At 41.4% G+C, this 13,537-nt stretch carries 12 protein-coding genes; 5 read left to right on the top strand and 7 right to left on the bottom strand.

The features are described 5' to 3' along the window. Positions 1-131 precede the first annotated feature (131 nt). The 5 genes from BFP97_RS19065 (at position 132) to BFP97_RS19040 (ending at position 4,791) form a co-directional block, all read left to right on the top strand. Entirely contained in the window at positions 132-656 is a 525-nt protein-coding gene (locus tag BFP97_RS19065) for an NADPH-dependent FMN reductase (protein ID WP_069843944.1), read from the top strand. A 136-nt stretch (positions 657-792) separates the two neighbouring features. Further along, positions 793-1,740 carry a hypothetical protein gene (locus BFP97_RS19060; RefSeq protein ID WP_139135379.1) on the top strand — a complete coding sequence of 316 codons (948 nt, stop codon included), beginning with the start codon at positions 793-795 and terminating at the stop codon, positions 1,738-1,740. 164 nt (positions 1,741-1,904) lie between these two features. Further along, on the top strand, positions 1,905-2,813 hold the full coding sequence (locus BFP97_RS19050; RefSeq protein ID WP_139135378.1) for a hypothetical protein: 909 nt from the start codon (positions 1,905-1,907) through the stop codon (positions 2,811-2,813). Positions 2,814-2,912: 99 nt separating this feature from the next. Continuing rightward, on the top strand, positions 2,913-3,470 hold the full coding sequence (locus BFP97_RS19045; RefSeq protein ID WP_069843940.1) for an RNA polymerase sigma factor: 558 nt from the start codon (positions 2,913-2,915) through the stop codon (positions 3,468-3,470). Beyond that, on the top strand, positions 3,454-4,791 hold the full coding sequence (locus BFP97_RS19040; protein ID WP_069843939.1) for a hypothetical protein: 1,338 nt from the start codon (positions 3,454-3,456) through the stop codon (positions 4,789-4,791). The genes BFP97_RS19045 and BFP97_RS19040 overlap by 17 nt, the downstream gene beginning before the upstream one ends. A gap of 87 nt (positions 4,792-4,878) precedes the next feature. Here the strand turns inward: BFP97_RS19040 and BFP97_RS19035 are convergent, their stop codons facing one another. From BFP97_RS19035 to murG, 7 genes are all read right to left on the bottom strand, one after another. After that, on the bottom strand, positions 4,879-5,871 hold the full coding sequence (locus tag BFP97_RS19035) for a pyocin knob domain-containing protein (RefSeq protein ID WP_069843938.1): 993 nt from the start codon (positions 5,869-5,871) through the stop codon (positions 4,879-4,881). 11 nt (positions 5,872-5,882) lie between these two features. After that, positions 5,883-6,890 (bottom strand): hypothetical protein, encoded by a 1,008-nt coding sequence (locus BFP97_RS19030; protein WP_069843937.1) that lies wholly within the window; start codon positions 6,888-6,890, stop codon positions 5,883-5,885. A gap of 386 nt (positions 6,891-7,276) precedes the next feature. Continuing rightward, on the bottom strand, positions 7,277-8,839 hold the full coding sequence (ftsZ, locus tag BFP97_RS19025; RefSeq protein ID WP_069843936.1) for a cell division protein FtsZ: 1,563 nt from the start codon (positions 8,837-8,839) through the stop codon (positions 7,277-7,279). Positions 8,840-8,975: 136 nt separating this feature from the next. Next, the gene (ftsA, locus tag BFP97_RS19020) at positions 8,976-10,277 is read right to left on the bottom strand and encodes a cell division protein FtsA (protein ID WP_069843935.1); all 1,302 of its coding nucleotides are present in this window, start codon (positions 10,275-10,277) and stop codon (positions 8,976-8,978) included. An 8-nt stretch (positions 10,278-10,285) separates the two neighbouring features. Continuing rightward, entirely contained in the window at positions 10,286-11,056 is a 771-nt protein-coding gene (locus BFP97_RS19015; protein WP_069843934.1) for a cell division protein FtsQ/DivIB, read from the bottom strand. Next, positions 11,053-12,426 carry a UDP-N-acetylmuramate--L-alanine ligase gene (murC, locus tag BFP97_RS19010; RefSeq protein WP_083262666.1) on the bottom strand — a complete coding sequence of 458 codons (1,374 nt, stop codon included), beginning with the start codon at positions 12,424-12,426 and terminating at the stop codon, positions 11,053-11,055. The genes BFP97_RS19015 and murC overlap by 4 nt, the downstream gene beginning before the upstream one ends. After that, positions 12,423-13,535, bottom strand: coding sequence for an undecaprenyldiphospho-muramoylpentapeptide beta-N-acetylglucosaminyltransferase (murG, locus tag BFP97_RS19005; RefSeq protein ID WP_083262665.1), 1,113 nt, complete (start codon positions 13,533-13,535; stop codon positions 12,423-12,425). Before murG ends, murC begins: the two co-directional genes overlap by 4 nt. Positions 13,536-13,537 lie beyond the last annotated feature (2 nt).

Below are 13,537 nucleotides of genomic sequence, written 5' to 3'. Positions count from 1 at the left end.
TGGCTTGTAAAGATGCAAAGTTTTTAAATCTTCTGAACCTTTCACAATCCAATTTGCTTTATATGTCGTGACATTTATCGATCAATTGAAATTTCGACAAATGCCCTTAATTTCGCAGCTAAATTGAAGCCATGATTACCATTGTAGTAGGAACTAATCGTAAGCATTCCAACAGCAGAAAAATTGCTGATTACTATCAAACCATCCTTGCGTCTAAGGGTGCTGAAAGCCAAGTAGTAGACTTAGTAGACCTTCCCGAAAATTTCCTAAGCAATGCCCTGTATGAAAACAATGGCAAGAATGAGGCTTTCAATGAAATTAGAGAGCAAGTACAATCTGCAGACAAGCTAGTGTTTATAGTTCCCGAGTATAATGGTTCCTTCCCTGGTATCCTTAAGACCTTTATTGATGGCCTGAAATATCCTGAGGGGGTTAGAGATAAGAAAGCAGCCCTAATTGGTGTTTCTTCTGGTGTTCAAGGGGGCGTATTTGCCATGTCTCACCTTACAGACATCTTCAACTATTTGGGCATGCATGTTTTAGCATTGAAGCCTAAGCTTGCTGGCATTGAAAGGAATTTTTCCGAGGGTAAAATCACGAATGACCTTTACAATCAGTTACTCGAACAGCAAGCAGAAAAACTGATTGAGTTTTAGGAATTATTTCAAAAACTCGGGCGCTTACAACTTCTCCTTTCTCCTTTGCATGCAAACTGCTTTTCAGCGCAAAAGCAGCACTCTCTTTTCTTATCGCGACAATAGGTTAAATACTTATCAAGTTAAGACCATTGCCATGAAAAGAAACGTCAATTTTTTAATAATCCTGATGCTAATAGCCATCGCATTTAGTTGTGAAAACGAGCCATTAAGCGACATTGACGACACGGATATAACAGAATCATTTGACTTCCATATTTCTAGCGAAGACCTGACAGGTATAATTGAATTACCTGAAGCCATTAAAGGGTCAGAGGTCGTCAACATCGAAGTTCTAAATGATCCAACAGGCGAATACGAAGTACTCACACAGACCTTCAGCTCACTATTGGAGCGGGGGGAAAACTACCATTACATCGTATATACAGCTCCTGATCTCAGTCCGGAAAGCGATGAGCTTATCATAGAATTGAAAACCTCGGATGGAGAAAAGACTCAGGTTTTAGCTAAGCCAGTAGTACTTGACCACAGCTGTTCAGGCCCATCTAACTATAATTTTGCCATTAAAAATTTCAGCTTCGATGTAAAAGCCGGTGATGTAATAGAGGTCCCTGCGGTTCAGGCTAGATATTCTTTGAGTGGCGGACAATTCTCCAGTATTCCCTGTGAATCTGTAATTGAAGAGTCTAATACCAATCCCATACCCAATAGAAGAAGTGAGCTAAGGCTTTACCCTATCGGAGAAAATCTTATTACCATACCTGATGGTCGCTGCTGTACATTTTTAGGACCAGGCCATAGTCCGAACATCGATATAAAACGGTACAATGCTGATGGCACAGAGCAAATCAGTTCTAGTTCAAACCCTAACGCTCCTGCCACACCCTTCAACTGGATATTCACAATTCCTGAAGGCAAAACAGGGACCTTTAGATTCTTGAAAAGGGAGGTAACCTGGAAAACAGAGGTTGAAGGAAGCCTAACAGGCCTGTCGGGTCAGAGGCTACCGAACTATACACCTGAATGGTATTCGAGGACACAATTCCACAGCTACAGCATTATCACATTTCATGTAAATAACTGATAATAAGCTCAAACCATTCTTTACCTAAAATGCATATGACTATTGAAGAGTAAGTATCAGAATGACATCTACCCTTCAAGGCCATTCTTCCACCCAAAAGTTTCCAATGAGCGGAAGCAGCGTTTTCCTGTAGCAAGCCGACTACTCCAATAACCAGCATCTTCATGTTGAAAAACCTAACCTACTTATTAGCCATAACAGCGACTCTAAGTATTCACTCTTGTGGAGATATAACACTTTCGGATGGTCCAGATCCAACTGAGTTCGAAGTGGACCAACTCTTTGAATTTCCTGTATCAAGCACAGACGGCACTGGAATCATTCAACTACCATTATTTTTTAATGGTGATAGTGTGAGCAGTTTTAAAGTAACCAATACTCCTAGAGGAAGTATCGAAGCCTACTCCTTCAAAATGAGTACTGATTTCAATAGGCCTCATCATCAATTCAGGCTAATCAAATACGTTATCCCAAATGAAACACCACCTGGCACACGACTAGAAGATGACGTTATATCCATTGAACTCACGACCCTAAATGGAAATATCTACAGACTAGGTGCAAAGCCAATAGTTGCCGATGCTTTCTGCGACCAAGGCAACAACAACTTTAGTCTGATTCTAAAAAACTATCACTATGAAGTAAAAAAAGGCCAAGTGAATGCCTTCAACATATTCAACGATATCACTTGTCAACCTGGAGTAACGCTAAGTATTGCTAGTGCAGGTAGTTATTGGGTGCAATTGGGTAATACTCCTTACAATCAATCCCACCCAGATCATTTGGACCGCGCTATTGCCCACGGACGATCAAACTATTTGGCAAACAACAATCAACTCACGGGTGTATGGTCAGAGCTTCCTGATAATCATTACGGTATGATAGTGCCTGACAATACACCTGTAGGTACAAACTTCCAGTTCGCCTACGCCATGTTTTTGCCAAAAAGAGCCCACCCCAATGATCCCCTTTACACTTTTTTTGATCAGTACGGATTTCTGGGATTAACGGAATGGGAGATCAGACTAGAATATGTTCAATACGGCATTATGACATTCACCGTAGTGGACTAAAAGAATGCAACAGAATAAAAATACTCGACAAATGTCAGAGACAAAGATGAATAATTGAAAGATGGAGCTCTAAGCCTAGAGCTCCTCATTTATTATTAAATGACCACTAAAACACTGATAAAAAAATGTCAAGCGGGCGATCCAAAGGCTCAGAAAAAGTTGTACGATTTGTACAGTGGAATGGTGATGTTCATCTGTAGCCGCTATACGAATGATTCGGAAAGTGCTAAGGATATTTTTCAAGAGGCGTTTATTCGAATCTTCGAGAGCATTGTCAATACAAAAAAGATTGACTCCCTGAAAAATTGGGTGTATACAATCGCAGTGAGGACCTCCATAGATGCACTCCGAAAGAAAAAATTGACTTTGGCCGAGCATAACGGTGATTATGATAATGTCAATACCCTTACCGATGACCACCTCGACATTCTAGACAAACTAGAATATCAAGAGATCATGGACGTGGTTAGAAACATGCCTGACGGGTATCGACTTGTCTTTAACCTCTATTTAGTGGAAGGTTATAGTCATAGGGAAATAGGTGAACTCCTAGATATATCTGAGAGCACCTCCCGATCACAATTGACAAGGAGTAAGCAATTACTGAAGAAATACTTAGAAGAGATTGGAGTAAGAGGATATGAGAAGGCAGTCTAAAATCAAGCTCTTAAGAGACATACTCTCGAAAAAGATTCGGAATAATTCTGAAGCACCACCAAGTGGTGCCTTTATGGAAATTCAGAAAAAGTTATCTACCAATTCCAGGTTGAAAGAAATTCTCAGTGAGAAATTTAAAAATAAATCCTCACGACCTCCGATAGGTGCATTTGAGGCGATTCAAACCGGTTTAAGCAACAATGGACAATCCCCGTTCTGGTCGAGATACAAGGTGCATACTGCAGTCGTCCTTTTGATTATTGTTTTGGTGAGTCTATTGGTCATACCGGGTGAACTAAGAACTAACTCACTATCAACATCCGATGATACGCTTTCTCCACCTCAAGCATTAGATGCATATGAAAAATCTCAATCAAAAAAGTATGGTACCACGTCAATGGATGTCGCAAAAGACAATACCTCATCAATTACGAATAAAGTAAAAAGGTCAACTCTAATGGTTGTAGAAGGAACTGATAAAACAGCTCTTCCAAGTATTGAATTAAACAACACTGATTTTAATGATGGACGAAGTAAAACTCAATTGACTTCTAAAATTTCGGTGGTTAACTCCCAAGCCAATAGCAATATTGGTCTTAGAGCAATCGTGACTCAAGGGCCAGGTGTAGACTTCAACAGAGGTATTCAAAAAGCCCAGATGAAACCTTATCGCGGAAGGGTCTCCATCCCCCCACTGTTTCTTGCCGATTGGAGCAAGGACTCTTCAGAGCATGTCACTTATTTTCAAAAAAGGATCAACAAGTTCTTTTTTGAAGTCCAACCACTCTACAATCAACTAATGATTGAAAATGGTACGGGTAGTGTATTAAAGTTATCGGACAATCAGCAGAACTTGTCCCAAAAACCAGGTTTCAAAGTTGGAGGTGGGGTATTACTACAACTTTCAGATAATCTAAGGTTGAAAACAGGCCTGTATTACCTACAATTTTCCAAGCAAATCGAATACAGCTTGTTTCGAAGTATTCAAGGTCTGGGTAATGGGCAGAATCCTTTGTTTTATTTTGAAGGCGATGTCAATGAATCAATAGAATCAAAGCTGATACTCGGGAACATCGGTTTCGAGCTAGACTTATACAAGAATCACTACATCGGAATAGAGTACGATGCAGGGTACTCAATCGGGTCAACCGAAACTCGAGCTTCCAATATTGGTCTCTATTTTAGCCTTGCTCAGTTCAAATTAGGTAACTTCAGATACATACTTGAACCTCATGTAAGCCATCCCTTAACATCAAGTAATGCCGATTTCTATAGCTTCCGATCCAATTTAGTTGGCTTCAGTTTAAAGGTTATTAGATAGTCATTGGTAAAGTTTCGGGGTATTTCAGCATATAATTTCATAGACCCTGAAACAAGTTCAGGGTGACGTCAGTCGGAGGAACCTGCACTATTTCTTCTCGAGTTTTTCCAATCTTTTCAAGAGATCATTTATCAGCTTATCCTGTTTCTTGATTCGTTTTTCCTGATCAATAGTATATAAAGTTAGTTCTTCAACTTTCTTTAATAGGTTCATGTTCATCTCAGATAGCTCTATTCCATTGAGCTCCATTTCTTTGGCTGAAGGTATTTCAGGCAGATGTCCTTTTTTAGCTATGAACGTCTTCACTTCATCTAGTGTTCTTAAGGTATAATTGTTGTCAAAGACATAGTCCGGTGGGTTTACAACCTGGACTTTCACTTTTTCTGCGAGAATATTACCATCAACGGTGAGCCCCCCATTAATACTCTGCAGACCATGACTATGTAGAACTTTTGCCCATGTGCCGTTTCCTTGAACATCAGTACTCCGAAAATACATAGTAGGGCTCTGATGGCTGTTTTTAATTGCAATCTGACCGTTATACCTATACTCATCATGGTTAGAACTATGATTCATATTAATACCCCAGAACCAATTACCATTGTTTGGCTCAGGAGCATTCACAGCATTATAGCTTTGGTAAAACCCACTCTTCCATAAATCATTCCAATCAGTAGTACTAACTGGATCATCCAAGACAATTGAATTACCTGTAAGATCTCCACCTACGGCAAGGTCACCACTTATTGTATGGCTGCCCACGCTATGTATCACCTTCGCCCAGACCCCTAATCCATTAACATCAGTGCTTCGAAAATACATAATTGGATTCTGATGGCTGTTTTTTATTGCAATCTGACCGTTATACCTATAGCCGCTATGATTACTACTATGGTTCATATTTAGCCCCCAAAACCAGTTTCCATTATTCGGCTCTGGCGAATTTGATATATTGTAGCTTTGATAAAATCCACTCTTCCAGAGAAGATTCCAATCTGCAGTTGTCACTGGGTCATCAAACTCTTGACCCAAGAGGATTTGAGGACTGATAACAATAATGAGGTAATAGAAATATTTCATAATGTGCTTGTTTAATTTTTCTTCTCCAATTTTTTAAGACGTTGCATTAAGTCCTTAATCATTACACTTTGTTTTTTGATTTTCTCATTTTGTATGTCAATTCGTTTTTTCTGATCAATAGTGTATAGTGTCAACTCTTCTACTTTTTTTAGTAGTGTAGCATCCATGGCTCCCAGGTCAAGCCCCTTTTCTTCCATTTCCTCTGCAGATGGTACTTCAGGAAGGTGTTGATTCTCTCTAATAAATGATGCTACCTCTGCCAAGGGTCTTAATTTAAAATTTGAAGCAAAGACATAGTCTGGCCAACCCGTTGCTTCTACTTTGACTTTTTTAGAACGGATAGTTCCATTGACTTCTAGTTTTTCGCCAGGAGTACTTGTACCTATTCCGACATTACCGTACGGCATTACCACTTTCCCACCGTATTGATCAAATTGGCTCAAGCCAATTACGATTTTATTACTCCAACCAGCTCCTAGAATTAAGTCCCGACCGGCTGCCATAAGGTACCCTTTCAAATCGTCTCCTTGACTCAAACTCACACCCCATGAACTCTGCTCGTTCGAATGCCTGATCTTAATTGTTGGTGCAGAAGAATTTACGAGTTCCAAAAGTTTGCCTGGAGTGGTAGTACCAATACCAACTCTCATGCTAGCAAAATTAAAAGTAGCCAACGCCCCTTTGCTTGTGTCTAAGTCTCCTGAAAAGGAGCTATATGGATAAACAAATAGTGAACCTCCATTCCAAGCACCAATTTTGGGACTGTTCACATCTGACCTCATCATTAAACCCCAATTATTCCCATTGTTGATATGTAAAAACGCTTCTTGACCAATTGGTCTAAAGGCCAGTTGACCATCGTCCGTTCCTGAGGAAACAATTCTAAACTTGTAACTCGCAGGGTCGACTCCAATTCCTACATTCCCATTATACTGAATTCCAGTCGAGGTGGTAGTCCATTGCGCAAAGCACGAAATGGAAACGAAGAGGAGAAAGGTTACTAATAATGGCTTTTTCATGTGAACTTATTTTTAATTATTCATTGATCTATTTGACTAATTAAATTAATGAATAAGAAAATCACACACTAACCCTTTATCAAGTTTGTGCCAATTTGTACTTCCCAAAAAAGATGTTCTGCCGTGCTCGATCGATCCGACCGCTCTAAGCGGTCGGATCGGTCAGTCTCTTCGGCTTCGCTCAGAGTAGGAAAGAGGAGTGGTTAGACTTTGAGAAGCCTAAGGAATGAATTAATCAGGAGATTGCTTCACTGCACCTGTCTGCTGACAGGCAGTCTCGCAATGACGAAGTGATACAACCCGCAATGAAGTATAAAAAAAGACAGCCCATGGCAGTAGGCTGTCTTAATCACATGTCTCTTTTAACCCGTAGGCTAAAAAAGTAATTAATCTACATTATCATGTAGAAACTTATTGTCTCCCATAATCTCATCATCATCATTGAGATTGAATCTAGAAACAGATCTTTCGGAGGACGGAAGGTTATCCGTCAACCTTACTTGCTTTCTTTGATAAGCTGGTATCTCGAGTTTTTCCTTAAAGTCACCCTGATCAATTTGCTGACCACTGGTACCCCTAAGTCTTTCCTCGCGAATTCTTGCTTGTTCCTGGAGCTTCACACGTTTCATTTCCAAGAAGTTCTTATTTCGTTCTTCTTGAAAATCATTATCCAAAGCCTGATTTCGCTCCTCAATTTCTGGCTCCTGAGGGGTTGCAGGAGGAAACTCTTCTATCTCGTACTTCTCTGCCAAGCGACTTAAGAAAGAGTATCCTGAGGTCATTTCTTCAGGCTCATCTTGAGGTTCTTCTTTTGCTTCAGGTTGAGGCTCCTCACTCTTGACTTCTTCCGTAGTGTCAAAAAGGAGTGTCTGCGATTCGTGTTTAGGTGAAAGGGAGTCATCGTGACTAGATTCAATCTCTTGATTGCTCTCAAGATCGATTACCTTTTTCCTTACAACGGTTTCTGCTTTGAGCTCTGGAGTCTCAAAACCTGTAGCAATAACTGTGACGCTGATGCTCTGGCCATGTTCCTGATCAATGCCATGCCCGAAAATAACCTCGGCATCATCACCAGCTTTTTCTTGAATGTATTCTGTAATTTCTGTCAACTCATCCATCTGTAGCTCGGCTTCCTCGCCTGAGACAATGGATAGTAATATTCGCTTAGCGCCATGGATATCTTTACTATTCAACAATGGAGAAGAGATAGCCATTTCTGCGGCACGCAGTGCCCGACCTTCGCCTTCTGCCAATGCAGATCCCATAACGGCTGCTCCGGCACCTTTCATCACTGTCTGAACATCCATAAAATCGACATTCACATAGCCTGGTACTGTAATAATCTCTGCGATACCCTTAGCTGCCGTAGTGAGTACATTGTCGGCTTCGCCAAATGCACTGCTAATCGGAAGGTTACCATGGATCTCTCTGAGCTTATCATTCAAAATGACCAGTACCGTATCACAATTCTCTTTCAATTCAGCAATACCCTGATTGGCCGCTGCTGTCTTTTTCTTTCCTTCAAAACTGAATGGAGCTGTTACGATACCTACCGTCAACAGGTCCATATCTTTGGCAATTTTAGCAATCACCGGTGCGGCACCCGTACCGGTACCTCCACCCATACCCGCTGTGATGAATACCATTTTGGTGTCATCACCGAGCATCTCTCTGATTTGATCTTTGCTTTCTATTGCCGCGTTTTTTCCTGTGTCAGGATTTGCACCTGCTCCAAGTCCTTCGGTAAGGCCTATTCCAATCTGTAACCTGTTTGGAATTGGACTACTTTTTAATGCCTGTGCATCTGTATTGCACACTACGAATTCCACATCTTTAATTCCTTGATTAAACATGTGATTTACTGCGTTGCTTCCGCCACCGCCAACGCCAATCACTTTGATAATTGACTTGTGGTGAGAAGGAAGCTCAAACATGTATGAATCTGCCATGATCTTTGTTTTTAAGTCGAAAGAGACAAGCCTCAAAGTTCAAGTCTCAATCTTAGTTTCTTTTTCTTCTTTGGTTTTGGATTAGGTTAGACGCCATGCCTTCTTTAGCCTCAATCCTTCAACCTTTCTACTTATTTCAATACTCGTTTTTATCATGAAAATCGTCCATGAGCAACCCTTTCGTACGATCGATTAGCTTACTGAAGAATTCGGAACCCTTCTTTTCACTTTTTGTCGGACGTTTTCCTGCACCATGACTTTCCATGTACCTGTTTTCTCTTTCATCGATCGCTCTGAAACCTGATAGTACCAGACCTACTGTGGTCGCATACATTGGGCTCTTGATTGCTTCGATTTTCGATTTCCCTAAATGCTCGTTTGGATAACCAATCCGAGCATCCATACCAGTCATATACTCAAACAGTTGTTTGATATACCCCAATTGAGAGCCACCACCAGTAATTACAATACCGCCAGCCAACTTGCTCCCATAACCTGAGGTTATGATTTCGGCATGTACTAATTCAATAATTTCTTCCATTCTAGCTTCAATAATGTGCGCTAGGTTACGGATCGAAATCTCCTTTGGAGGCCTATTTCTTAGCCCAGGGATCGATACAATCTCATTAGGGTTAGCCTCTTCAGCGATTGCTTTACCGAACTTAGTTTTTAACAGTTCTGCTTGGTTTTGCATCACTTTTAAACCTTCCTTGATATCGCTAGTAATAATATTACCACCGAAAGGAATTACTGCCGTGTGCCTGATAATGCTGTCATGAAATAGTGCCACATCAGTAGTACCACCTCCAATATCTACTAGACAAACGCCCGCTTCTTTCTCCTCGTCAGAGAGTACCGACATGCTTGATGCCAATGGCTCAAGAATCAAATCGTCAATCTCAAGGTTGGCACGCTTTACGCATTTGTTGATATTACGAATCGCATTTGTCTGTGCTGTGATCACATGAAAATCGGCTTCGAGTTTTACGCCCGACATACCAACGGGATCTTTGATACCATCTTCATAATCCACGATGTAGTCTTGTGGCATTACATGGATGATCTCACAACCCGGAGGCATTACGATTTTGTGAATATCATTGGTAAGTCGATTAATATCTTCGACCGTAATTTCATCATCTACTCTATCTCTGGTAATACTTCCATGGTGGATTGAGCTCTTGATGTGCTGACCGGCAATTCCGACATTAACCACATTGATTTCGATTCCTGACTGCTCGCTAGCTTCAGCAATCGCCTTCTCAATGGCCATTACGGTTTTGTCGATGTTGGTTACAATTCCTCGGATAACCCCGTCAGAAACGGCCTTACCCATCCCGAGTACCTCAAGTTTTCCGTACTCGTTTTTGGTACCTACAATGGCACAAATTTTCGTTGTTCCAATGTCGAGTCCTACTACAATTTTATCGTGTTGCATGGCATTAATTAGTCACAGATTATCTGGTCTTTGAAAGCAACATTTACCTTCTTCTGATAGGCATCCCATCCTTTTGTCGGTAGTATTTGCTTAAAAAATATTTCTAGTTTTTTGAATTTCTTTTCAACGTCTTCGATCTGCCCAAACTCCATTCTGAGCTTACCCACTTGCGGGTACATCACTACATATCCCTTACTATCGATATCTATCTGACCCACCTGCATGGTCCAGAATTTATTCGCGTTGATATAGTTGATCAGGTCATAGACTTTTACATCATACTCTCCCTCATGCACGTTGCTGAGCTTCATCATTTCATTGACATAAGCTCCGGTTACTACAGGCACTCTAGCGGTATACTTGCTGGACACAGGCAGTAAGTCTCCGTCTTCACCTACATAGGCATTATTACCTCTCGTTCCCATCAACCTAGCGATCGGCTTATTCTGTTTTGCTTTGACCACCAAGTGGCCCTTCAAATCGCGATATACCTCGGCATCTTTCACAAAGCTGTGTGACTCGATACGTCTTTCGATCGCCTTTAGGCTGACTCTACCGAACTGATCTCCCAGTATGGAGTCCCCTTCATTTTCCATGATCAGAGACATCACATCGTCTTCGTCTACAAAGAAATTTTCGAAGGCATTTTCGATCTCGACATCAATGTCATCGATTCGATATCCCAGCTCTCTCTTTTCGACAAAACTGATCATCAGAAAGAGTACTACGCATCCTCCTATGATTCCTGCAATTCTTAAAAATGTTTCTTTGGCTTTCATGACAGTGCGTTTTTAATGGGTTCAACTAATTTGTCAATATCACCTGCGCCAATCGTCAATAAGACCTCTGGCGTCCACTCATTTATCTGATCAATCAGATTTTCCTTACTCGTTTTTATTTTTTTGTCTGTGTTTATACCATCCAATAACATATCAGATGTAATGCCCTCGATGGGTAATTCTCTAGCTGGGTAGATATCCAATAGAATAACTTCATCGGCCAATGAAAGACTCCTTGAAAAGCCTTCGGCAAAGTCTCTCGTTCTGGTAAAAAGATGCGGCTGAAATACTGCCGTGATCTTCTTATTAGGGTATAAATCTCTTGCCGATCTTAACAGTGATTCAATTTCCACTGGATGATGCGCATAGTCATCGATGAAGGTGATCTCCTCGCTTTTAATAATGTATTCGAACCTTCGTTTCACCCCCTTATAAGAGCGAACTCCTTTTTTGAGGCTCTCATCATCAGCACCAAGTGATCGGCATACAGCAATGGCAGCAAGCATGTTTTCCACATTGTGGTAGCCCGGTACATTGAGTTGTATACCATCGATATCCCTTGAACCGTTTCGATAATCGAATACAAAGGCTGAACCTTCAATTCTTAGATTCTCCGAACGAACACCCCCTTCGGTCAAGCTGTATCCTGTATGACCTAGAATGGTTTTACCAACTAACTCTTGAGACAAGTCATTCTTGACGAACAAATGTCCATCTCTCTTAATCTGTTTGATAAAGTCTCTAAACGACTCCTTCAATGCATCTTTATCACCATAGATATCCAGATGATCTGCGTCTGCGGCTGTGACCACCGCTACATCAGGATGGAGTGTTAAGAAAGACCTATCGAATTCATCAGCTTCAATGACAGCTATACTTCCCGGCTTGTCATTGAGCACCATATTGGTTTCATAATTGGCAGAAATGCCTCCCAAGAAACCCGTACAATCAATTCCTGCTGTTTTAAGCAAGTGTACAATCATTGAAGATGTTGTGGTTTTACCATGCGTTCCTGCAACCGCAACACTCTTCATATTTTCGGTGATAACACCCAATACTTCAGATCTTTTGAGGACTTGATATTTGTTATCCTTTAGCCAATTGAGGCCAATATGTGATGATGGAATTGCTGGTGTATAAACCACCAAAACCCCTTCAGTAGATGCTTTGATTGACTTGTCAATAGCGTCCAGTGTATCTTCAAAAGATATGGATATCCCTTCCTCTGCTAGTTGATCCGTGAGTACAGTTCTTGTCTTGTCGTAACCAGACACAGCCCTGCCATTGTGCTTAAACCAACGGGCTAAAGCACTCATTCCGATCCCTCCGATCCCTACAAAATAGACGCTATGGATTTTGTCTAGGTTCACGCTATCAGTTTGACAATTTCTTCTACTATATCTTCAGCGGCATTGGGTTTAGCCATTGCCTTAATGTTCTTAATTAATCTATCCTTTTGGGCTTCGTCTCTAATGAGCTCTATCGCTCTCTGGATGAGTTTTTCTCTGGCCTCATTATCCTTCACCAAAACGGCCGCATCATTATCGACCATCGCCTTGGCGTTCTTAGACTGATGATCCTCTGCCACATTTGGTGATGGCACAAAAATCGTTGGCTTGCCTGCTATGCTCAGCTCTGACACTGACAATGCACCAGCTCTACTGACGACAACATCTGATGATGCGTATGCCAGGTCCATTTCCTTGAGAAATTCAAAGAGGTGAATTAGTCCATTATGCTCCGTCTTAGCCAGTTTCTCAGTCATCTCTTCGAAATAGAATCGACCGCATTGCCAGATCACCTGAATACCAGCGTCAATCAATTGAGGCAAACTCTCGATCATGCTATCATTGAGTGTTCTTGCACCGAGGCTTCCACCTAAAATCATTAGCACTGGCTTGTTATCATCGAGCTTAAAATGCGAAAGACCAGCGTTTCTCTTTCCAGACAAGTCTGTGATGTCCTTTCGTACCGGATTTCCTGTGACCACGAGTTTTCCAGCAGGGAAGAACTTCTCCATATTCGGATAGGCCACACATATTTTCTGCACGCGCTTTGCAAGTATTTTATTAGTCAAACCGGCATAGGAGTTCTGTTCCTGAATGACGGCCGGTACGCGCTTACGTGTCGCAACCCTAAGCAATGGGCCAGAGGCATAGCCGCCCACACCAATCACTGCATGCGGTTTGAATCTGCGAATGATTTTTGCACTCCTATTAAGGCTATTGATCACTTTGAATGGGAAAGAAAGATTATCCAGCGTCAGTTTTCTTTGAAGTCCGCTGATCCAAAGCCCCTGGATTTTGTAGCCAGCCTCAGGAACCTTCTGCATCTCCATCTTGCCCTGAGCTCCCACAAAGAGGATCTCGGTGTCTTCAAACCTTGACTTGAAGGCATTAGCAATGGCAATAGCCGGATAAATATGTCCGCCAGTCCCGCCTCCGCTGATGATGATTCGATATGGTTCTTTCTTTTCTATAA

This window comes from Roseivirga sp. 4D4 (genome assembly GCF_001747095.1).
Classification (GTDB): Bacteria; Bacteroidota; Bacteroidia; order Cytophagales; family Cyclobacteriaceae; genus Roseivirga.
Note: the sequence above shows the minus strand (reverse complement) of the source record. Positions and strands in the feature narration are given on the sequence as shown.